The following is a 20860-nucleotide window of genomic DNA, read 5'->3' as shown; positions in this document are numbered from 1 at the left end:
GGTTTCGGTGTCAGCGCGCGGCGGCGGCGGATGCCGTGGGCTCAGGCGCCCGTGTGCTCCTCCGCTCCGGCGGCCTTGCGGCGGCGGGCGACGTTCACCGCGACCACGGCGGCGACCGCGGCGACCAGCACGAGTCCGCCCAGGGCCCAGGGCCAGATCGGCGCGCCCTCGTCGGAGGTGGCGACGGCATCCGTCTGCTCGGGGGCGGCCTCGACGCCGTCTTCGGCGGGAGCGGCGACGACGACCTCGCAGTCGGCGGGCACCGGGATCTCGGCCGAGACCGGGTCGAGCTGCTCGCCGGCGGCGTAGGTGCCGAAGGCGGCCGCGCCGGCGTCGGTCAGGGTCGAGGGCAGGTCGACCAGCTCGACCACACCGTCGGCCACGGTCAGCTCGCCCAGCTCGAACTGCGCGAACCGCACGTCTTCGGCGGTGACGTCTTCGCCCTCCTGCGTCGTGCCCGAGACGTCGACCACGATGTAGCCGGTGTCGCCGGCCAGTTCGAGGCGGAAGTCCGACAGCGTCGTGTCGAGGGCGCCGTCGTGGCCGGTGAACTCGATCGCGCCGCCGTAGGTCACAAGCCCCGTGCTGGCCTCGAGGTCGAGCGATCCGGTGCCGCCGGTCCAGACGTACTCGGGGTACTCGTAGGCGACGTCGGTGAGCTCCCAGCCACCGGCGGCGATGCCCTCGATGTAGGTGCGGAACGACTCCTTGAAGCCCCAGTTCAGCGTCGCGTCGTCGACGGTGCAGGCACCCAGTGCCGCGGCGCCGGCGCGGTCGAGCGTGAACACGATGCCACGGTCGATCGACCCCTGGAAGGTGAGCGTGTGCTCGCCGTCTTCGAGGGTCGCCGGCAGCGTGCCGGTCCAGGTGGCGACGCCGTCGGCATCGGCCGTGACCGTGCCGAGCAGGATCGGCGTCGAGTAGACGACGATCTTGATGTCCTCCTCGTTCGGCTCGAAGCCGGGCACGCTGATCGTGACCTGCTCGCCCGACTGCAGCGCGGCCAGCGTCTCGTCGTCGGCCTCGATGCCCTCGGTCGCCGGCGGGGTGGCCGGCAACTCGTCGGAATCGTCATCGGCGGATGCCGCCGCCACCGTTCCGGTGGAGCCGGAAGGCGCCGCGGCCGCCGCGCCGATGGTGAAGGTCACCGGGTTGAGGCTCGTCGAGTAACCGCTGAACACCTGGCTGAGACCCGCGCTCGTGAGCGAGGCGGGGGCCGCCGTGTAGGTGACCGCGCCGTTGGAGGTGGTCTTGGCCGCCTGGGCGAGGTTCAGCGTCGCGAACGCGACCTGCGAGCCGCCGCTCGTGACGTACAGCGTCGCCGAGGTCGCCGAGGTGATGCGGACCTGCGGGTTCGCGACGGTGACGTCGAGCACGCCGCTGTGGCCGGTGAAGCGCACGGCGCCGACATAAGACACGGTGCCCAGGCCCGTCTTCGCGTCGTAGGTGCTGCCCGTGGCCTGCCCGAACTGGAATTGGCCGCCGGAGCGGGTCGCCCCGCCCGACACCGTGATGGCGCCCTTGGCGATGGGTCCCGTGACGTAGTTCACGAACGACGACGAGATGGCCCAGCGCAGCGACCCGTCGGCCACCGTCTCGGTCTTCGTTCCGGCACCGGTCGACGGCGTCGACGGGGTGCTCGGCTTCGACGGAGTGGTCGGCGTGGAGGGCACCTCCGGGGTCACGATGACGCTCGCGACGCCGATGGTGAAGGTGACGGCATCCAGTCCGCTCGTGGGAGCAGTGCCGCCGAACACCTTCTCGAGGCCCTCGGCCGTGAGCGTGGCGGGGGCCGCGGTGAAGGTCACCGCGTCGCCTGCCGTCGTGCGGGTCGCCTTGCTCAGGTCGAGGGTCGCCACGACGACGCTCGCGCCGCCGCTCGTCACCGACAGGTCGGCCCTGCTCGCCGAGACGACGGTCACCTTCGGGTTCGCGATCGTGACATCGAGAGCCCCGCCGTGACCGGTGAAGCGCACCGCGCCGGCGTACGCGACGTCACCGGTGCCCTTCTGCGCGTCATACGTGGTGCCCTCGACGGCCTGCGCGAAGGTGAACAGGTTCGCGCTCTTGGTGGCTCCGTTCGACACGGTCGCCGTGCCGTTCGCGATCGGGCCCGTGATGTAGTTCACGAACGAGGTCGACACGCCCCACGTCAGCGATCCCTGGGTCGTCGGCTCGGGCGTGGTGGGCTCCTCGGCGAACGAGATCGCCACCGACTTCTCGTTGACGGCCTGCACGACGCCGCCGGCGCCGACGGTGAACACCGACAGGGTGCCGCCCTCGAGCTTCTTGGCCGCAAGAGTCGCCTCATCGATCGTGACGGTCCACGTGAAGTCGGCCGTGCCGTCGCCGTTGTCGGTCCACTTCAGGTACGGCGACGCCGTCTGCGTGCCCTGCACCCACGCCGAGTAGGCGTTCGTGCGCGCGCTCGAGGCCGCGCCCTTCGACGGCTGCCACGTCTCGGCCAGCCACCCGATCTGCGCGTACACGCCCGCCGGCTGACCGGCGGTCGGGCCGTAGAGGCCCTTGCCTGCGGTGCTGTAGCCCGTGCCGGTCACGGTGATCGTGGCGCTGTCGGGGTTGAGCCCGCTGGTCTTCGACACCGTCAGCTTCGGCTCGACGAACGAGATCTCGACCGAGGTCTCGTTGATCGCCTGCACGACGCCGCCGGCGCCGACCGTGAACACCGACAGGGTCGAGCCATCGAGCTTCTTGGCCTCGAGGGTCGCCTTGTCGATCGTCACGGTCCAGGTGAAGTCGGCCGTGCCGTCGCCGTTGTCGACCCACTTCGTGGGGGCCGCGGTGTTCGCCGCATCCGCCACCCACGTGCTGTAGGCGTTGGAGCGGGCGCTGGAGGCCGCGCCCTCGGAGGGGCGCCAGGCGTCGGTCAGCCAGCCGACCTGGATGTAGACGCCGGCCTTGCCTGCCGTGTACTTCGAGGCGGCGGTGGCCTCGAAGCCAGTGCCGGTCACGGTGATCTCGGCCGACGCGGGGTCGAGACCCTCGGTCTGCGACACCGTCAGCTCGGGAGTGACGAACGAGATCGCCACGGCCTGCTCGCTCGCGGCGCTGACGACGCCGCCGGCGCCGACGGTGAACACCGACAGGGTGCCGCCGGCGAGCTTCTTCGCCTCGAGGGTCGCGCGGTCGATCGTGATCGTCCAGGTGGCGTCGGCCGTGCCGTCGCCGTTGTCGACCCACTTCGTGGGAGCCGCGGTGTTGACAGCATCCGCCACCCACGTGCTGTACGCGTTGGAACGCGCGCTCGAGGCCGCACCCTCGGACGGGCGCCAGGCGTCGGCGAGCCAGCCGACCTGGATGTAGAAGCCGGCCTTGCCGCCGGTGTACTTCGAGGCCGCGGTCGCCGGGTAGTTCTCGGCGGTCACCGTGATGGTGTCACCCGCGGGCGAGAGCGCCTCGGTCTGCGATACCGACAGGCGAGCCGTGTCGGCGAAGTCGATCGCGGCCGACAGCTCGTTGACCGCCTGCACGACGCCGCCGGCACCCACCGTGAAGACCGCGAGGGTCGCACCCTCGAGCTTCTTGGCCTGCAGCGTCTTCTTGTCGATCGTGACGGTCCAGGTGAAGTCGGCCGTGCCGTCGCCGTTGTCGGTCCACTTCGTGGGGGCCGCGGTGTTGGCGGTGTCTGCCACCCACGTGCTGTAGGCGTTGGAGCGGGCGCTCGAGGCGGCACCCGCAGAGGGACGCCAGTTCTCGGTCAGCCAGCCGACTTGGATGTAGACGCCGGCCTTGCCCGCCGTGTACTTCGACGCGGCCGCAGCGAGATAGTCGGAGCCCGTGATCGTGAGCGACTGCTCATAGGGGTCGAGGTCTGCGGTCTGCGACACGGTCAGCGTCGGCGAGACCCAGCTCAGCTCGGCCGACTGCTCGTTCGCAGCCTGGATGACGCCGCCGGCACCCACCGTGAAGACGGCGAGGGTGGCGCCCTCGAGCTTCTTGGCCTCGAGGGTCGCCTTGTCGATCGTGACGGTCCAGGTGAAGTCGGCCGTGCCGTCGCCGTTGTCGGTCCACTTCGTGGGAGCCGCGGTGTTCGCCGCATCGGCCACCCACGTGCTGTACGCGTTGGAGCGAGCGCTCGAGGCGGCGCCCGCGGATGGACGCCAGTTCTCGGTCAGCCAGCCGACCTGGATGTAGACGCCGGCCTTGCCAGCCGTGTACTTCGACGCGGCCGCAGCGACGTAGTCGGTGCCGGTGACGGTGAGGGTGGTGCCGTTCGGGTCGAGGTTCTGCTGCTGCGAGACCTCGAGGGTCGGCTCTGCCCACGTGAGTGCGACGGAGTGCTCGCTGTCGGCGCTGACGACGCCTCCGGCGCCGACGGTGAACACCGACAGGGTGCCGCCGGCGAGCTTCTTGGCGTCGAGCGCCGTCTTGTCGACCGTGATCGTCCAGGTGGCGTCGGCCGTGCCATCGCCGTTGTCGACCCAGGTCGTCGGGGCCGCAGTGTTGGCACTGTCGGCCACCCACGTGCTGAACGCGTTCGTGCGAGAGCTCGAGGCGGCGCCCTCGGACGGGCGCCAGTTGTCGGCCAGCCAGCCGACCTGGATGTAGAAGCCCGCCTTTCCGGCGGTGTACTTCGAGGTCGCGGTCGCGGGGTAGTCGTCGGCGGTGATCGTGAGGGTCGCACCTGCGGGGTCGAGCCCGGCGGTCTGCGAGACGGTCAGCGACGACTCCGGCGCGGCGGGCGTGGTCTCGGTCGGCTCGGGCGACGCGGTCTCGGTCGGCTCCGGGCTCGACGTCTCGGTCGGCTCCGGCGAGGAGGTCTCGGTCGGCTCCGGGCTCGACGTCTCGGTCGGCTCCGGCGACGACGTCTCGGTCGGCTCGGGCTCCGGCTCGGCCTGCCACGACAGCACCGTCGTCGTGTTCTGGCTGGTGTCGCTGAACCCTCCACCGTGCGCCTTGGAGGTGTAGAGCGCGTACTCGGCGCCATCGACGTAGGCGGGCACCGTGACGGTGACGGTGAACGATCCGTCGTCGGCCAGCGGGGCCGTGCGGCCCGACGAGGTCGTGCCGTCGGTGTTGCCGACCGCGATCCACACGGTGTCGGTCAGCTGCGCGGCGCCGACGTAGAACCCGGCGAGACCGGCCGGGCCGACGCCCAGGTAGATGCCGGTGGTGTTCGCCGCGAACCCTTGGCCGGTCACCGTGACGGCGCCGCCGTCGCGCGACACGACGGGCGCGCTGACCGAGGGCCCTGCGGCCATCGCGGGGGTCGCGGTGATCGCACCGGCGATCACGAGGAGGAAGCTGATCAGCGTCGCGATCGCCGCCTTCAGGCGGGTGGGCGCGGGCGCAGGTGTGCTGGTGCTGCTGGCGTTCACGTATCTCTCCGTGGGCAGCCGGTCGTGCGCGAGCGCACGGTTCCGGTGCGTCAGTGCATTCGGGTGAATTGAGTGGGAAATTGGTTAGGCTTAGCTAACAGCCACTCCCGGGTGACGCTATCCGAGTCACTCAGGCTTCGTCAAGTTTTAGGTTAGCCTCTCCTAATGCGCCGTTTTTCTGCCCTGCCCTTCGCTGCGCTGATCGCGGTCGTGCTCGCCGGATGCGCGGGCACGACGGCCGCCGGCGAACCGCAGCAGACGACGGTCGACAGCTGCCCGGCAGCATCCGCCGCGCTCACCGAGCTCGACCTCGTCGACGACGTGCGCACGACGACCGGCCAGTCGACGGCATGCCTGCCCGACCACACGATCGACGTCGTGGCCGACGACACCGCGCCGGCGCTGCCGGTGACCGTCACCGACGCGGAGGGGCGAGAGGTCGAGATCACCGATGTGAGCCGCATCCTGCCGGTCGACATCTCGGGCACGATCGCCTCGACCGTGTTCGCGCTGGGCCTGGGCGACAACGTCGTCGGGCGTGACGCGTCGACCGATTTCACCGGCACCGAAGACCTGCCCGTCGTCACCAAGACCGGCCACACGCTCAACCCCGAGGCGATCCTCGAGGTCGCCCCGACCGTCATGCTCACCGACACCACCATCGGCCCGAAAGAGGTGCGCGAACAGCTGCGTGAGGCCGGAGTCGCGGTCGTCGTGATCTCGAGCGATCGGCGCCTCGACACCACCGGCGACCTCGTGACCGAGATCGCCGCCGCCCTGGGCGTCGCCTCACGCGGCGAAGCGCTCATCGCGCAGCTCGACGACGAGGTCGATGCGGCGGTCGCCGAGATCGCCGAGGTCACCCCGACAGAGGTCGAAGACCGCGCGCGGATGCTGTTCCTCTATGTGCGAGGGAGCGCCAACGTCTACTACATCTTCGGCGCCGACTCGGGAGCGGACTCGCTGATCGACGCGGTCGGAGGGGTCGACGTCGCCGGTGAGATCGGCTGGGAGGGCATGAAGCCGATGACCGCCGAGGCGCTCGTGGCGGCGCAGCCCGACGTGCTCGTGATGATGACCGACGGCCTGGCGTCGGTGGACGGAGTGGACGGGCTCGTCGAGCGCATTCCGGCCATCGCGCAGACCCCCGCCGGCGAGAACGGCCGGGTCATCGACATGGCCGACACCGAGATCCTGAGCTTCGGCCCCCGCACGGCCGAGATCATCCGCGCCCTCGCCGGTGCGCTGTACGCTCCCGCCGACTACCCCGCGGTGCTGCCGACGCCCGAGCCCAGCGCATGACCGGCGAAGTGGTCACGCCCACCCCGGTGCGGCATCGCGGTTCGCGGTTCGCGCTCGTGATGGTGGGCCTCGTGTGCGCCCTCGTCGTGACCTGTGTGCTGTCGCTGGGCATGGGTCAGTACGCGCTGTCGCCGACCGAGGTCATCGGCATCCTGCTGAAAGAGATCGGCATCGACAACGCGTGGGCGCCCGCCGCCTCCACCGCCGCGGGCGTGATCACCGACATCCGGCTGCCGCGCATCGTGCTGGGCCTGCTCGTGGGCGCGGCACTCGCGGTGTCGGGCGTGCTCATGCAGGCGATCTTCGGCAACCCGCTCGCGGATGCCGGGGTCGTGGGCGTCTCGTCGGGTGCGGCGTTCGGGGCGGCCGCGTCGCTCACCTTCGGCCTCGCGACGTTCGGCATGTGGACGACCCCCGCATTCGCCTTCATCGGCGGCCTCGTCGCGGTGCTCTCGGTGTATTTCATCAGCCGGTCGGGCGGTCGCACCGAGGTCGTCACTCTGCTGCTGACCGGCATCGCGATCAATGCGATCGCCGGTGCGGGCCTGGCCCTGTTCACCTTTCTGGGCACCACCGCGACGCGCGAGCAGATCGTGTTCTGGCAGCTCGGCTCGCTCAACGGAGCCCTCTGGCCGCAGATCGCCGTCGTCGCGCCGCTCGTCGCGATCGGCACCCTGGTGGCCCTGTTCGTCGCCCGCCGGCTCGACCTCTTCGCCCTCGGCGAGCGCACCGCTCGGCACCTCGGCGTGCGGGTGGAGCTGCTGCGCATGGTCGTGATCGTGACCGTCGCGCTGCTGGTGTGCGCGGCCGTCGCCTTCGCGGGCATCATCGCCTTCGTGGGGCTCGTGATCCCGCACCTGCTGCGCATGGCGATCGGGCCGGCGCACCTGCCGCTGGTGATCTCGTCGGCCTTCGGCGGCGCGCTGCTGATCGCCGTCGCCGACCTCGTCGCGCGCACGGCCGTGCCCCTGGCCGACATGCCGATCGGCATGATCACCTCGCTCGTCGGCGGGCCGTTCTTCCTGTGGCTGCTCGTGCGCACGCGCCGGCGGTCGGGGGGCTGGGCATGAGCGCGCGCCTGGTCGCCACCGGCGTCACGGTGCGCCCAGAAGCCGGCGGCCGCGCGATCCTCGAAGACGCCTCGATCGAGGTGCACGCGGGTGAGGTGCATGCCCTGGTCGGCCCCAACGGCGCCGGGAAGTCGACGCTGTTCGGCGTGCTGGCCGGCGACGTGACAGCCGAGTCGGGCACGGTCGAACTCGATTCGGCGGCGTTGCGCAGCATCCCTCCCCGAGAGCTCGCCCGCCGCCGAGCCGTGCTGCTGCAGCAGAACTCGGTGTCGTTCCCCTTCACCGTCGAGCAGGTCGTGCGCATGGGCAGGGCCCCGTGGGCGCGCACGCCCGCCGAAGCCGACGACGACGCGGCGGTCGCCGCCGCGATGACCGCGACCGAGGTGACCCGCCTGGCGGCGCGCTCGGTGTCGTCGCTGTCGGGCGGAGAGCGGGCGCGCGTCGCCCTGGCCCGCGTGCTCGCGCAGGGCGTCGACCTGCTCCTGCTCGACGAGCCCACCGCGGCCCTCGACCTCAAGCACCAGGAGGACGTGCTGCGCCTGGCCCGCTCGCGCGCCCGCGAGGGCGCCGCCGTGGCGATCGTGCTGCACGACCTGGGTGCGGCCCTCGCCTACGCCGACCGCGTGACCCTGCTGTCGAAGGGCAGAGTCGTTCGCTCCGGCGCACCCGCCGAGGTGCTCACCGCCGCGGCCATCGAAGAGGTCTACGGGCAGCAGGTCGACGTCTTCCCGCATCCGGTCACGGGTGTGCCCCTCGTGGTCCCCCGACGCTGACGGGCGTCAGGGCCGCAGCGGCAGCAGCGGCGACAGGTCGGCGCGCGTGCCCGAGGCGACGACTCGGCCGGAGCCCACGGCATCCGGCCACTGCTCCGCGCCGGTCGCGAGCGCGATCCACGTCTGCGGGTCGGTCTCGATGACATTCGGCGGCGTGCCGCGGGTGTGCCGCGGACCCTCGATCACCTGCACGGCGCCGAACGGCGGCACCCGCACCTCGACGGTGTGGCCTGGGGCCTTCTCTTCGAGCAGCTGCAGCAGGTAGCGCACCGCCGTGGCGAGGTCGAGGCGGGCGGCGGATGCGGCGGCCACCGCCGCCAGGGCCGCGCGGCCGTCGTCGGTCGAGATCTTGCGGGGCATGGCCCCACGCTACGCGTCGAGCCCGGCGGATAGGCTGGCGGGGTGAGAATCCTGGTCCTCGGCTCGGGCGCGCGCGAGCACGCCATCATCCTCGCTCTGCGCTCCGAGCAGGAGCAGCACACGATCTTCGCCGCCCCCGGCAACGCCGGCATCGCACGCGACGCCGACGTCGTCACGCTCGACGCGAACGACCCCGCGGCGGTCACCGGGTTCGCCCAGACCGAAGCCGTCGACCTCGTCGTGATCGGTCCAGAGGCGCCCTTGGTCGCCGGCGTCGCCGACGCCCTGCGCGACCGCGGCATCCCGGTGTTCGGCCCCGGCAGAGCCGCCGCGCAGCTCGAGGGCTCGAAGGCGTTCGCCAAGCGCATCATGGATGCCGCGGGCGTGCCCACCGGCCGTGCCGTGCGCGCCGCGACCCGCGCCGAGGTCGAGGCCGCGCTCGACGAGCTGGGCGCGCCGCACGTGGTCAAGGCCGACGGCCTGGCCGCGGGCAAGGGCGTCATCGTGACGCCCGACCGCGAGGCCGCGCTCGCGCACGCCGATCAGTACCTGCCCACCGGCCCCGTGCTCGTCGAGGAGTTCCTCGCCGGGCCCGAGGTGTCGCTCTTCTTCCTCAGCGACGGCGACCACGTGCTGCCGCTGAGCCCCGCGCAGGACTTCAAGCGCCTGCGCGACGGCGACGAGGGCCCCAACACGGGTGGCATGGGGGCTTACTCGCCCCTCCCCTGGCTGCTGGAGCGCTTCGGCGGCGAAGAGGAGTTCGTCGCAGAGGTCACCGCCACGGTCGCCGAGCCCGTCATCCGCCGGCTCGACGCCGAGGGCACCCCCTTCATCGGTCTGCTCTACGCCGGGCTCATCCTCACCGAGCAGGGCGTCAAGGTCATCGAGTTCAACGCCCGCTTCGGCGACCCCGAGACCCAGGTCGTGCTGCCGCGTCTGGTCGACCCGCTGTCGGCGCTGCTGCTGGCGGCTGCATCCGGCAATCTCGAGGACTTCGCCACCCCGGCGTTCGCCGACGCGGTCGCGGTGACCGTCGTGCTCGCGAGCGAGGGCTACCCCGAGGCCCCGGTCACGGGGCGCACGATCGGCGGGCTGGATGCCGCGGCCGCCGTCGAGGGTGTGCACCTCGCCCACGCCGCGACCGCAGAGAGCCCCGACGGACTCGTCGCGACGGGCGGACGCGTGCTCAACGTCGTGGGCCTCGGCACGACCTTCGCCGAGGCGCGCGACCGCGCCTACCGCGCCCTCACGCACGTCGAGCTCGAGGGCGCGCAGTACCGCTCCGACATCGCCGCGGGCGTCGTCGAGCGCTGAATCCAGGCACTTCTCTCCACAGGCTGAGCGCTCGGCAACCTACGGTTGCAGCATCCGTGCCCCCTGCGGATTGCCCGCACCCGACCAGGCCGACGAAGCTGGAGGGGGCCGGGACGCGCGTTGGCGCGCGGGCCGAGAAGGAGCCACCGTGAGCATCACCGTCGAAGCCAACCTCGTGGGCGGGCGGTTCACCGCCGACGCCGCGGGAGACCCCATCGAGGTGCGCGACCCCGCCACCGACGCCGTCATCGGCCACGTGCCGGCGATGGGCGCCGCCGACGTCGACGCCGTCATTTCGGCTGCCGTCGAGGCCGCACCGGGATGGAAGAAGACCGGTCCGCTCGCCCGCGGCCGAGTTCTGCTCGACGCCGCCGCACTCATCCGCGCAGAGGCCGCGAGCCTGGTCGAGGTCATCGTGTCGGAGATGGGCAAGACCCGCGCCGAGGCGACCGGCGAGGTCGGCAAGACCGCCGAGTTCTTCGAGTACTACGGCGCCCTCGGGCGCTTGCCCTTCGGCGAACTCGTGCCCGACGCGCGCCCCGGCACCTTCGCGATGCAGCGCCGCGAGCCGGTGGGCGTCGTGCTGCTGGTGACGCCGTGGAACGACCCCCTGCTCACGCCGGCGCGCAAGATGGCGCCCGCCCTCATCGCGGGCAACGCCGTGGTCATCAAGCCGGCGACCGAGACGCCGATCATCACGCTGCGCCTGGCCGACATCCTGAACCGCGCGGGGCTTCCCGCCGGCGTTCTGGGCACCGTCACCGGCCGCGGGTCCGAGATCGGCGACCTGCTCACGACCGACCCGCGCTTCGCCGCCGTGTCGTTCACGGGCTCGACCGCCGTCGGGCTCAACCTGCAGCGGCTGCTCGCCGGCAGCGGGGTGCGCGTGCAGACCGAGATGGGCGGCAAGAACGCCGCCGTCATCCTCGCCGACGCCGACCTCGACCTCGCGCTGCCGGTCATCACGGCCGCCGCCTTCGGGCAGGCCGGCCAGCGCTGCACCGCGACCAGCCGCCTCATCGTCGAGCGCTCGATCGCCGGAGAGGTCACGCAGCGCATCGCGGATGCCGTCGCCGCCCTCCGGGTGGGCCCGGGCTCGCACGACGGCATCGACCTCGGCCCCGTCGTCAGCCGCGCCCAGCAGCGCGACATCGCCGCGAGGGTCGAGGCGGGGATCGCCGCAGGAGCCGAGGTCGTCGCCAGGGCGACCGTCGATGCGGCGCTGCTCGAGGGCGGAGCATTCGTCGAGCCGGTGCTGCTGACCGTCGACGAGGCCAATCCGCTGTGGCGCGAAGAGGTGTTCGGCCCCGTGCTCGGCATGCGCGTCGTCGACTCGATCGACGAGGCGATCGCCGCCGTCAACGACTCGGCCTACGGCCTCTCGAGCGCCGTCTACACGCGCTCGCTCGATGCCGCCTTCCGCTTCATCGACGACGTCGACACCGGCCAGGTGTCGGTCAACCAGCCCACGAGCGGCTGGGACATCCACCAACCCTTCGGCGGCTTCAAGGAGTCGGGTTCGGCCTTCAAAGAGCAGGGCCAGGAGGCGCTGCACTTCTACACGCGCGTGAAGACCGCCGCGGTGAGGACGCACTGATGGCCACCGGCGCACCCCGCACCGGCATCATCGGCGGCGGCATCGTCGGCGTCGCGCTCGCGCGGCGCCTGGCCGACGACGGCGTGGAGGTCACCGTCTTCGAGAAAGAGGCGCGGCTCTCGCAGCACCAGACCGGCCACAACTCCGGCGTCGTGCACGCGGGCCTGTACTACGCACCCGGCTCGCTGAAGGCGACGCTCTGCGCGGCCGGTCGCGTGCAGATCCGCGAGTTCTGCCAAGAGAAGGGCCTGCCCTACCGCGAGATCGGCAAGCTCGTCGTCGCCGTCGACGAATCGGAGCTCGGCGCCCTCGCCGAGATCGAGCGCCGCTCGATCGCCAACGGCGTGCCCGACCTCGTTCGGATCGACGACGTCGAGCGCCTGCGCGAGATCGAGCCGCACGTCGCCGGCGTCGCGGCCGTGCACTCGCCGCACACCGCGGTGGTCGACTATGCGAGCATCACCGAGGCGATGGCGCAGGATGTGCGGGCCCTGGGCGGCAGCATCCGCCTCGGTCACGAAGTGACCGCGATGCAGCAGGAGAACGGGCGCGTTCGGGTGATCACGCCGGTCTCCGACGACCTGTTCGACCGCGTGATCGTGTGCGCGGGCCTGCAATCCGACGTCGTGGCGAAGCTGATCGGGGCCGACGCCTCGCCCAAGATCCTGCCGTTCCGCGGCGAGTACTGGGAGCTCGCGCCCGAGCGCACCGACCTCGTGAACGGCATGATCTATCCCGTGCCCGACCCGCGGTTCCCGTTCCTCGGGGTGCACTTCACCCGCGGCGTCTACGACAACGTGCACGTCGGGCCCAACGCCGTGCCCGCCCTCGCGCGCGAGGGCTACAACTGGCTGCAGTGGTCGGTGAAGGACACGTGGGAGTCGCTGCGCTGGCCTGGCGCGTGGCCGCTGGCCAAGCAGCACTGGCGGATGGGGGTCGACGAGATCAGCGGGTCGCTCATCAAGCCCCTCTGGTTTCAGAAGGCGCGGCGGTTCGTCCCCGAGCTGAAGATGGGCGACCTCACCCACAAGAGCGCCGCCGGTGTGCGCGCGCAGGCGTGGGGCCGAGGCGGAGAGCTGCTCGACGACTTCGCGGTCGATCAGGTGGGCCCGGTCACCCTCATCCGCAACGCGCCGTCGCCGGCGGCGACGAGCTCGATGGCGATCGCCGACCACATCGTCGCGCACTTCCTGACTCCGGCGCGCGCCTAGGCTCTCACCGTGAGGATCGTCGCGCTCTACGGCACCGAGTCCGGTCGCGCCGAGGCGGTCGCCCTCGGGGTCGCCACGGCCTTCCCCGAGCGCGGCATCGAGGTCGTCAACATGGCGGATGCCGCGCCCGACGTGTTCGAGCCGGGCACGCTGTACCTGATCTCGTGCGCGACGCACGGCGGCGGCGAGCTGCCCGGCTTCGCCCAGTTCCTCCACGACGACCTCGAAGACCTCGCCCCCGACCTCGCCGGGGTGACCTACGCGATGTTCGGCCTGGGCGACACGTCGTACGAAGAGAAGTACAACCGCGGCTCGCGCCTGTTCTCGGAGCTGCTCGAGCGCCTCGGTGCCGTGCGGGTGGGGCCGTTCGGCGCCCACGACGAGATCTCGCACGACGACCCCGTCGCCCTCGGCGTCGAGTGGGCGCGCGCCGTCTTCGACGCCGTGCCGGCATGACGCGGGGCGCCGGCGCCGACGTCTCGACGGGGCGGATGCTGTGGCGCTTCGCGCCGATGATCTACGGCCCGACCGCCCTGTTCGGCCTCGGCGAGGGCGCCCTGCTGCCGCTGCTGCCGGTGATCGCGACCTCGCTGGGCGCCGACGTGCCGCAGGCGGCGCTGGTGGCCTCGGTGATCGTGGTGGCGCGCCTGATCGGCAACCTGCCGGCCGGGTGGCTCGTCGACCGCATCGGCGAGCGCCACACGATGGCGATCGCGGGAGCGCTGGCTCTGCTCGGCGCGCTCGGGGTGATCTTCGCGCCGAACATGGCTGTGCTGTGCATCGCGGTGTTCGGCATCGGCCTGTGCGCGTCGGCCTTCGGGCTGGCGCGGCACGCGTTCATGACGACACGGGTGCCCCTGGCCTATCGCGCCCGCGCGCTGTCGGTGCTCGGCGGCTCGTTCCGGGCGGGCATGCTCACCGGCCCGTTCGTGGCGGCGGCGTTCCTGGCCCTCTGGCCCGACGAGCGCTCGGTCGCGTGGTTCTTCGTCGGCAGCATGGTCGCCCTGATCGTCCTCGTGCTGGTCGGCCGCGATCCAGAAGAGGTGCTCGCCGCCGAAGGGCACGGCGCCCGCCCGGCCGCCGCATCGGCGCCGAAGCAGGGCGTGTTCCGCACGGCGTGGTTGCACCGCGGCGTGCTCGCCCGCCTGGGCATCACCTCGGCGACCCTTTCGGCGATGCGTCAGGCCCGGGTCTACCTGCTGCCGCTGTGGGGCGTCTCGCTCGGCCTCGACGCGCAGACGATCGCCCTCGTCGTCGGCATCACGGGCGCCCTCGAGTTCGCGCTGTTCTACTCCAGCGGCCAGATCATGGACCGGTGGGGGCGCCTGTGGGCATGCCTGCCGTCGATGGTGCTGATGGGCGGCGCCTTCTTCGGGCTCGCCTTCACCCACGACCTCGACAGCGCGATGGCGTGGTTCGTCGCGGCGGCGGTCGTCGTGGGCATCGGCAACGGCCTGTCGAGCGGCATCCTGATGACCCTCGGCGCCGATGTGGCCCCGGCATCCGACCCGGCGCCGTTCCTGGGATCGTGGCGGATGCTGACCGACGCGGGAGCCGCGGCGGCGCCGCTGCTCATCGCCGGCGTGAGCGCGGCGGCTTCGCTGCCGGTCGCGACCGGCGTGATCGGGGTGATCGGGCTGGTGGGGGCGCTGGGGTTCTGGCGCTACGTGCCGCGCTTCGTGCCCCACCGCCGCTGAGGCGGGTTGCGACGTTTCGTCTCGTCGCTGCGCTCCTCGCTCAACGCCCGAGGGCCAGGGGTTCCGGGCGTTGAGCGAGCGCAGCGAGACGAAACGCGGGTGGCTACGCCTCGTTGCCCCAGATCATCGTCGCGAAGGTCTCGACGTGCTCGAGCTTGCGGCGCTGCTCCTCGATCGTGAGCGCGGCCGGCACGTAGTGGATCGGCTGGAAGCCGCGGTGCGGGAGCAGGCCGATGCGGTCGTATTCGTGCTGCTCGATCGCGAGATCGAGGCGCGCCATGACCGTGTCGACGTCTTCGAGTGCCGGGTCGAACGCGTCGACGATGCCGAGGGCGATCTGCTTCTCGTTCGGCACCAGCAGCGGCAGGTTCTGCGCGACGGCCGCGTCGGTGTGGAACGGGAAGATGAACTTGTCGTAGTCGCTCGCGAACAGCTTCTCGGCGCGCGCCGTGTCGACGGCGGCGTCGAGGTGCTCGCCCCAGCCGATCGTCAGGGCGATCTTCTGGTGCTCCTCCTTGTCGAGGCCCGCCACGACCGCGTTGTCGATGCCGAGCGCGTCGTCGAACGAGAGCTCGGGGTCGCCGGCACCGGCGAGATAGGCCGCATAGTCGGGGTTGTCGAGCTGGATGTAGCTCACACCGATCTCGAGCAGCAGCTCGATCTCGTCGCGCAGCAGCTCGGCGATCGCGTCGCCCAGCGCCGCGGCTCCCGGGTAGGCGCGCACGCTCTGGTCGGAATAGGTCTGCGCCGCGATGTGCGCCGCCGAGGGCAGCTTCACCTTGACGGGGAAGCCGGTGTTCTCGAGCAGGAACCGGGCGGCATCCGTCGCGATGGGCTTGCGCTGCTTGAGCGGGCCCTCCACCGTCCACACGCCGAGCCCGTCGGCGAACTTCGCGTCGGGCACCCGCACGAAGCCGGCGACCGACTGCAGCACGGCGCTGCGGTAGTCGCCGTCGCGGAAGTTGCCGTCCGACAGCGACGACAGCGTCAGGTGGCGCTGGTAGGTGAGGAACTCGCCGATCGCGGCGTCTTCGATCTCGCGCAGCTCGTCTGCGTCGATCTCGCCGGCGCGCCGGCGCGCTCGCGCCTGCTGGATGGCCTCGGGGCGCACGTTGTCGCCGTGGTTGTCGATGCGATAGCCGAACAGATTGGCCATGGTTCAGTCCTTCGTCTCTGCGGCCGCTTCGCGCGCGCCCGCCCACTCCGAGAAGTCGGTCTCGTAGCCGAGTTCTGACAGGATCAGCTGCGCGATCGCCTCGTCTTCGCCCGGCGTGCCGCCCGACACGCCCACGCCGCCGACGAACTCACCCTCGAGCTTGAGGGTCACCCCGCCGCCGGTCGCCACGATCGGGAACTGGCCCAGGTCGCCGACCTTTCCGAAGAACACCGGATCGGACTGCGACCAGCCCTTGAGCATGCCGCTCGGTCGCTGCATGACCGCCGACGTGTAGGCCTTCGACAGCGCGATCAGCGGGGTCATCGGGCGGGCGCCGTCGAACCGACGGATGCTGACGATGAAGCCCCCAGAGTCGACCACCGCGACCGACAGCCCCTTGCCCAGGCGCAGCGCCTCGCGCTCTGCGACGGCGAGGATCTTCTCGGCGTCGTCCTGCATGACGTTCTTCGGCATCTCAGTTTCCCTTCAGCTCGGCAGCGAGCTCGATCACGGCGGCGTTGAACAGATCGGGGCGCTCCCAGTACATGGAGTGCGGCGCCCCGGCGACGACCTTCAGAAGCGAGCCCGCGACGAGCTCGTGCGCCTTGGTCACGGTGGCGGGGCTCAGCACGGCATCCTTCTCGCCCGCGAGGAAGGCGATGCCGAAGCCGGCGGCCGCGACGTCGTCGATCGACGGCCCGTCGCTGGCGAGGTTGCGCAGGTCCTGCATCCGCGCCTTGTTGAAAGTGCCCATCTGAGTGAACAGGAACGTCTTCGCGGCCTCGTCGGCGCGGAACTGCGCCGTCAGCAGCCGGTCGATCACCGGCAGCTTCTCGGCCTCTGCGCGGTCGGCCTTCACGAGCGGAGTGATCTCGTCGTGGTCGATGCCGCCGAGGGAATGCGCCAGGATGACGCCGCGGATGCGGTCGGGCACCCGCAGCGCGGCCTTCAGCGCCGCGGCGGCGCCGATCGACTGGCCGAGCAGCACGGCGTCGCGGAGGTCGGCGTCTTCGATCACGGCGACGATGTCACCGGGGAAGTTCAGGCTGTCGTAGGTCTCGTCCTTATCGGAGTTCCCGAAGCCGCGCAGGTCGAGGGTGACCACGGTGTGGTGGTCGCGCAGCGCCACGACCTGCTGCCACCAGGCGGCGTGATGGCCACCGGAGCCGTGCACGAGCAGCACGGGCGAGCCTTCGCCGTGCACCTCGTAGTAGATGTTCGTGCCGTTGTTCGAAACGATGGGCATGCATGCCTCCTCGGGCATGTTCGGTCAGCGCCGATGTCGCATCGGCGCTGAGAGCGGGGAGGGTCAGGCGGGGCGACGCCCGTGGAAGACGAGCTCGATCATCGTGTGGTCGGGGTCGTGGATGTAGCAGAACTTCGACTGGTTCTCGGGGCGCTCGACCGGACGCGTGTGACGGATGCCGAGGGCGTCGAGGTGCCCCAGGAAGCCGTCCCAGTCCTCCACCTCCATGGCGAAGTGGTACGGCGCCATGCGGTCCATCTCCTCCACCGGCGTGAAGTGCAGGTCGAAGCGGCCCTTGGTCATCAGCACGACGCGGGTGTTGCTCTTGGGCATGACGCGCGTGAGGCCGAAGACCTTCGTGTACCACTCGACGGTGCGGTCGACGTTCGTGGTCGGGAAGTTCACGTGGTGGATGTACTTCGGCTCGACGCTGCGCCCCTGCTCGTCGAACTTCGGCTCGGGCAGCGCAAAGCCCTTCGCGACGTCGCGGGGGCCCTCGGTCGTCTCGGTGATGCTCATGCGGGCATCCTTTCTGTGGTCTCGGTGTCGCGCCTGTCGGCCACGACGCGGTTGGTGAGTGTTCCGATTCCGGAGATTTCGATGTCGATGACATCGCCCACTGCCATGGGAGTGTTGCCGTCCGCCCCCATCCACAGCACGTCGCCGGGGTGGAGGGTGATGTACTTCGTCATCTCGACGATGAAGTCGTAGGGGTCGAAGATCATGTCGCCGGTGGCGAACCTCGCGTCGACCTCGCCGTTGCGGCGCACCGTCGTGGTCGAGGCGAGCGGATCGACGCCGACCGCGATCCACGGCCCCATCGGCTTGAACGTGTCGGCGTTCTTGGCCCGATAGAACGTGCGATCGGCGTGCTGCCATTCGCGGGCGCTCACGTCGTTGCCGATCGTCCAGCCGAACACCGCCTCTCGGGCCTCGTCGCGCGTCGCGTGCTTGAGTGTGCGGCCGATCACCGCGACCACCTCGGCCTCTGTCTCGAAGCGCCCCTCGACGTCGTCTGGCTTGACGATGTCGGCGCCGTGCCCCACCAGCGCGCTCTGCGCGCGGTAGCCGACCTCCGGCCGGTCGCCGACCTTGACGGGGTCGTAGCCGAGGTCTTCGTGATGGCGGTTGTGCGCCTTGTAGTTGAAGCCCGCGGCATAGAAGGTGCCCGGCACGACCGGGGGCAGGAACCGCACCGACGAGAGCGGATGCTGCGCCACGACCTCGTGCGTCGCCACGTCGAACAGCGACCCGGTGATCTCATCGATCACGTCGCCCTCGACGCGCCCGAAGAACTCGCGTCCTTCGCGCTCGACCCTGGCCAGCAGCATCCTCGCTCCTCTTTCTTCCGGTCCCGAAGGGTCAGCGCAGCCTGTGCGACACGCGCTTGGTGACGAGGTAGGCCTGCACGCCCTCGGGGCCTGACTCGCGGCCCAGGCCGCTCTCTTTCACTCCGCCCGACGGCGCCTCTGTGACCGAGCCGCCGCAGTGGTTGATCGAGAGGATGCCGGCCTCGAAGCCTCGGGCGAGGATGTCGGCCGTCGACGCCGACTCGGTGAAGCCGTAGGCGGCCAGGCCGAAGGGCAGCGAGTTGGCGATGCGCAGCGCCTCGTCGAGGTCGGAGAAGGTCGTGATCGGGGCGATCGGGCCGAAGGGCTCCTCGCTCATGACCTCGGCGTCCAGCGGCACGTCGACGAGCACCGTCGGGGCGTACCAGCTGCCGCGGTCGCCCAGGCGCGTGCCGCCCGTGGCGATGCGGGCGCCGTGGGCGACGGCATCCTGCACGAGCGCGTCGGTCGCCTCGACGCGCTTGTGATTGATGAGCGGGCCCATCGTCGTCGCGTCGTCGAGGGGGTCGCCGATCGCAAGGGCCTCGGCGCACCGCACCATCTCGGCGGTGAACTCCTCGGCGATCGACTCGTGCACGAGGATGCGGCTGGGCGAGGTGCACACCTGGCCCGCGTTGGCCCACTTGGCCGCCGACGTGCGGCGAGCTGCCTGGACGGGGTCGGCGTCGGCGGCGACGATGACGGGCGCATGGCCGCCGAGCTCCATGATGGTCGGCTTCATGAGGCCGCCCGCGCGGGCATTGAGCTCTTTGCCCACCGGCACCGAGCCGGTGAAGGCGATCAGGCGCGTGGTGGGCGAGGAGATGAGGTGCTCGGCGGTCTCGGCGCCGCGGCCGAACACGAGGTTGAGCACACCGGCGGGAAGCCCCGCGTCGTGAAACGCCTCCGCGAGCGCGCAGACGGTGGCCGGCACCTCCTGCGAGGCCTTGATCACGAGGGCGCAGCCGGCGGCGATGGCCGCCGACATCTTGCGCATGGGGGATCCTGCCGGGAAGTTCCACGGCACGATCGCGCCGACGACGCCCACCGGCTCGTAGCGCACCGTCAGGTCGGTGTCGATGTCGGAGGGGATGATGCGGCCGTACAGGCGCCGGGTCTCCTGCGCGCACCACTCCAGCGTGCCCGAGACGCGCATGACCTCCATCGTCGCGTCTTTGACGGGCTTGCCCTGCTCGATCGCCATCAGGCGGCCGATCTCGGGGGCGCGCTCGCGCAGCAGCTGCACCGTCTTCATGAGGATGCGGCTCTTCTCGAACGGCGACGTGTCGCGCCACGCAGGGAACGCGCGCTCGGCTGCGGCGAGGGCGTCGTCGAGGTCGGCCGCCTCGGCGCGGGGAACCTGCCCGATGACCTCGTCGGTCGAGGGGTCGATCACGTCGAACGTGCGCCCCTCGGCGCCGTCGCGCCAGGCGCCGTCGATGTACAGGCCGAGACGTGCCGTGGCGTAGATCTCGGCGGCGCGGCTGCGCTGGGCGGTGTCTGCGATGGTCGTCATGAGAGGGCGGATCCTTCCGACGTGTTGGGCACGGGGGCCTCACGGTTGGTCTCGAGCACCCAGATGTGGTGCGGGGGCGTCTCGGCGTGCACGTTGGGGCCGTAGCTGTCGTCGACGCGGTCCATGTCGGCGGCGAGTTCGACGCGGCCGCCGGCGGGGTTGTGGATGAAGCGGAAGACGTTGGATCCGACGGTGTGGCGGCCCAGCCGCCTGGCCTCGCGCCACCCCTTCTGGATCATGTGGTTGCCGCCCTCGATCACGTCGTCGAAGCCCGACACCTCGTAGGAGGTGTGGTTGGTGCCCGCGCGGTCGGGGCGGTGGCACAGCAGGAAGTTGTGCTGGTCGTCGTCGCCCTCGATCTGCATGAACACGCCCATCGGCTCGACGATGTCGGTGGCGCGGAAGTTCAGCCGGTCGAGGTAGAACGCGACGGCCTCGTCTTTGCCGGTCTTGGGGATGTTCAGCGCCACGTGGCACACCCGGATCGGCACGACGTCGGGGATCGGCCCGTGCGACTGATTCCAGCGCTCGACGCGGCCCGAGCTGTTGTACTTACGAGGGTCGTAATTCAGGTGCACCGGGTCGGTGAGGGCGAGCCCGACCCCGAAGCCGGTCTCGTCGATCGTGTGCGCCGTGCCCTCGGCATCCACCGTCACCTCGCGGTCGCGGCGCAGGTCGGCCACGAGCGCGTCGAGCGCCTGCTGGCTGTCGACGCCCCAGACGACCTCGCGGATGCCCGAGCCGGATTCGACGGATGCCGGCAGCCCGGGGTCGTCGACGGGGCGCAGCACGATGCGCTGGCCGACCTGCGTGGTCAGCACGGAGCGCTCGGGCGTGTGCTCTTGCAGGGCCAGCCCGAAGTCGACGAAGAACCTCGTGCACTCATCGAGGTCTTCGACCCCGTACACAACGGATTCGATGCGTTCGATGGACATGGTTCAGGAGCCTTTC

General features: G+C 71.0%; 17 protein-coding genes. 8 read left to right on the top strand and 9 right to left on the bottom strand.

Annotation, left to right across the window (positions count from 1 at the left end):
• Window positions 1-41 precede the first annotated feature (41 nt).
• A complete protein-coding gene (locus tag OAW74_RS14850; RefSeq protein WP_262875174.1) occupies window positions 42-5339 on the bottom strand; it encodes an HtaA domain-containing protein in 5298 nt (1765 codons plus the stop codon).
• Window positions 5340-5504: 165 nt separating this feature from the next.
• Between OAW74_RS14850 and OAW74_RS14845 the strand changes: the two genes are divergently transcribed.
• Genes OAW74_RS14845 through OAW74_RS14835 form a run of 3 tightly spaced genes read left to right on the top strand, consistent with a single transcriptional unit; the run spans window position 5505 to window position 8484 of the window.
• On the top strand, window positions 5505-6641 hold the full coding sequence (locus OAW74_RS14845; RefSeq protein WP_262875173.1) for a heme/hemin ABC transporter substrate-binding protein: 1137 nt from the start codon (window positions 5505-5507) through the stop codon (window positions 6639-6641).
• Complete coding sequence (locus OAW74_RS14840) at window positions 6638-7711, top strand: FecCD family ABC transporter permease (protein WP_262875172.1); 1074 nt, start codon at window positions 6638-6640, stop codon at window positions 7709-7711. Before OAW74_RS14845 ends, OAW74_RS14840 begins: the two co-directional genes overlap by 4 nt.
• A complete protein-coding gene (locus tag OAW74_RS14835) occupies window positions 7708-8484 on the top strand; it encodes a heme ABC transporter ATP-binding protein (RefSeq protein WP_262875171.1) in 777 nt (258 codons plus the stop codon). Before OAW74_RS14840 ends, OAW74_RS14835 begins: the two co-directional genes overlap by 4 nt.
• 6 nt (window positions 8485-8490) lie before the next feature.
• On the opposite strand, the gene OAW74_RS14830 is transcribed toward OAW74_RS14835, so the two are convergent.
• The gene (locus tag OAW74_RS14830) at window positions 8491-8844 is read right to left on the bottom strand and encodes a sterol carrier family protein (protein WP_262875170.1); all 354 of its coding nucleotides are present in this window, start codon (window positions 8842-8844) and stop codon (window positions 8491-8493) included.
• 42 nt (window positions 8845-8886) lie between these two features.
• Here OAW74_RS14830 and purD point away from each other — a divergent pair, with 42 nt between their 5' ends.
• The 5 genes from purD (at window position 8887) to OAW74_RS14805 (ending at window position 14663) form a co-directional block, all read left to right on the top strand.
• Entirely contained in the window at window positions 8887-10158 is a 1272-nt protein-coding gene (gene purD / locus OAW74_RS14825; RefSeq protein ID WP_262875169.1) for a phosphoribosylamine--glycine ligase, read from the top strand.
• 148 nt (window positions 10159-10306) lie between these two features.
• Window positions 10307-11755 carry an aldehyde dehydrogenase family protein gene (locus tag OAW74_RS14820; RefSeq protein ID WP_262875168.1) on the top strand — a complete coding sequence of 483 codons (1449 nt, stop codon included), beginning with the start codon at window positions 10307-10309 and terminating at the stop codon, window positions 11753-11755.
• The gene (gene lhgO, locus OAW74_RS14815; protein ID WP_262875167.1) at window positions 11755-12966 is read left to right on the top strand and encodes an L-2-hydroxyglutarate oxidase; all 1212 of its coding nucleotides are present in this window, start codon (window positions 11755-11757) and stop codon (window positions 12964-12966) included. The genes OAW74_RS14820 and lhgO overlap by 1 nt, the downstream gene beginning before the upstream one ends.
• 9 nt (window positions 12967-12975) lie before the next feature.
• On the top strand, window positions 12976-13422 hold the full coding sequence (locus OAW74_RS14810) for a flavodoxin family protein (protein WP_262875166.1): 447 nt from the start codon (window positions 12976-12978) through the stop codon (window positions 13420-13422).
• Entirely contained in the window at window positions 13419-14663 is a 1245-nt protein-coding gene (locus OAW74_RS14805; RefSeq protein ID WP_262875165.1) for an MFS transporter, read from the top strand. Before OAW74_RS14810 ends, OAW74_RS14805 begins: the two co-directional genes overlap by 4 nt.
• A 103-nt stretch (window positions 14664-14766) precedes the next feature.
• Here OAW74_RS14805 and OAW74_RS14800 read toward each other — a convergent pair whose 3' ends face one another.
• The 7 genes from OAW74_RS14800 to OAW74_RS14770 form a co-directional block, all read right to left on the bottom strand.
• Entirely contained in the window at window positions 14767-15819 is a 1053-nt protein-coding gene (locus OAW74_RS14800) for a hypothetical protein (RefSeq protein ID WP_262875164.1), read from the bottom strand.
• A 3-nt stretch (window positions 15820-15822) separates the two neighbouring features.
• Complete coding sequence (locus tag OAW74_RS14795) at window positions 15823-16293, bottom strand: GlcG/HbpS family heme-binding protein (protein ID WP_262875163.1); 471 nt, start codon at window positions 16291-16293, stop codon at window positions 15823-15825.
• A 1-nt stretch (window position 16294) separates the two neighbouring features.
• A complete protein-coding gene (locus tag OAW74_RS14790) occupies window positions 16295-17065 on the bottom strand; it encodes an alpha/beta fold hydrolase (RefSeq protein ID WP_262875162.1) in 771 nt (256 codons plus the stop codon).
• A 63-nt stretch (window positions 17066-17128) separates the two neighbouring features.
• Window positions 17129-17584 (bottom strand): VOC family protein, encoded by a 456-nt coding sequence (locus OAW74_RS14785; protein ID WP_262875161.1) that lies wholly within the window; start codon window positions 17582-17584, stop codon window positions 17129-17131.
• Window positions 17581-18396: a fumarylacetoacetate hydrolase family protein gene (locus OAW74_RS14780; protein ID WP_262875160.1), complete on the bottom strand. Its 816-nt coding sequence runs from the start codon at window positions 18394-18396 to the stop codon at window positions 17581-17583. The genes OAW74_RS14785 and OAW74_RS14780 overlap by 4 nt, the downstream gene beginning before the upstream one ends.
• 31 nt (window positions 18397-18427) lie before the next feature.
• Window positions 18428-19909 (bottom strand): NAD-dependent succinate-semialdehyde dehydrogenase, encoded by a 1482-nt coding sequence (locus OAW74_RS14775; protein WP_262875159.1) that lies wholly within the window; start codon window positions 19907-19909, stop codon window positions 18428-18430.
• A complete protein-coding gene (locus tag OAW74_RS14770; protein ID WP_262875158.1) occupies window positions 19906-20844 on the bottom strand; it encodes a VOC family protein in 939 nt (312 codons plus the stop codon). Before OAW74_RS14770 ends, OAW74_RS14775 begins: the two co-directional genes overlap by 4 nt.
• Window positions 20845-20860 lie beyond the last annotated feature (16 nt).

Origin of the sequence: Microbacterium fluvii (assembly GCF_025515205.1) — a bacterium.
In the GTDB taxonomy this organism is placed as follows: Bacteria; Actinomycetota; Actinomycetes; order Actinomycetales; family Microbacteriaceae; genus Microbacterium; species Microbacterium fluvii.
Note: the sequence above shows the minus strand (reverse complement) of the source record. Positions and strands in the feature narration are given on the sequence as shown.

Excerpts from the sequence above, each read along its gene's own strand:
- OAW74_RS14845 (WP_262875173.1), top strand. The coding sequence starts at position 5,505 with ATGCGCCGTTTTTCTGCCCTGCCCTTCGCTGCGCTGATCGCGGTCGTG.
- OAW74_RS14840 (WP_262875172.1), top strand. The coding sequence starts at position 6,638 with ATGACCGGCGAAGTGGTCACGCCCACCCCGGTGCGGCATCGCGGTTCG.
- OAW74_RS14835 (WP_262875171.1), top strand. The coding sequence starts at position 7,708 with ATGAGCGCGCGCCTGGTCGCCACCGGCGTCACGGTGCGCCCAGAAGCC.
- OAW74_RS14830 (WP_262875170.1), bottom strand. The coding sequence starts at position 8,844 with ATGCCCCGCAAGATCTCGACCGACGACGGCCGCGCGGCCCTGGCGGCG.
- lhgO (WP_262875167.1), top strand. The coding sequence starts at position 11,755 with ATGGCCACCGGCGCACCCCGCACCGGCATCATCGGCGGCGGCATCGTC.
- OAW74_RS14805 (WP_262875165.1), top strand. The coding sequence starts at position 13,419 with ATGACGCGGGGCGCCGGCGCCGACGTCTCGACGGGGCGGATGCTGTGG.
- OAW74_RS14800 (WP_262875164.1), bottom strand. The coding sequence starts at position 15,819 with ATGGCCAATCTGTTCGGCTATCGCATCGACAACCACGGCGACAACGTG.
- OAW74_RS14795 (WP_262875163.1), bottom strand. The coding sequence starts at position 16,293 with ATGCCGAAGAACGTCATGCAGGACGACGCCGAGAAGATCCTCGCCGTC.
- OAW74_RS14790 (WP_262875162.1), bottom strand. The coding sequence starts at position 17,065 with ATGCCCATCGTTTCGAACAACGGCACGAACATCTACTACGAGGTGCAC.
- OAW74_RS14785 (WP_262875161.1), bottom strand. The coding sequence starts at position 17,584 with ATGAGCATCACCGAGACGACCGAGGGCCCCCGCGACGTCGCGAAGGGC.
- OAW74_RS14780 (WP_262875160.1), bottom strand. The coding sequence starts at position 18,396 with ATGCTGCTGGCCAGGGTCGAGCGCGAAGGACGCGAGTTCTTCGGGCGC.
- OAW74_RS14775 (WP_262875159.1), bottom strand. The coding sequence starts at position 19,909 with ATGACGACCATCGCAGACACCGCCCAGCGCAGCCGCGCCGCCGAGATC.
- OAW74_RS14770 (WP_262875158.1), bottom strand. The coding sequence starts at position 20,844 with ATGTCCATCGAACGCATCGAATCCGTTGTGTACGGGGTCGAAGACCTC.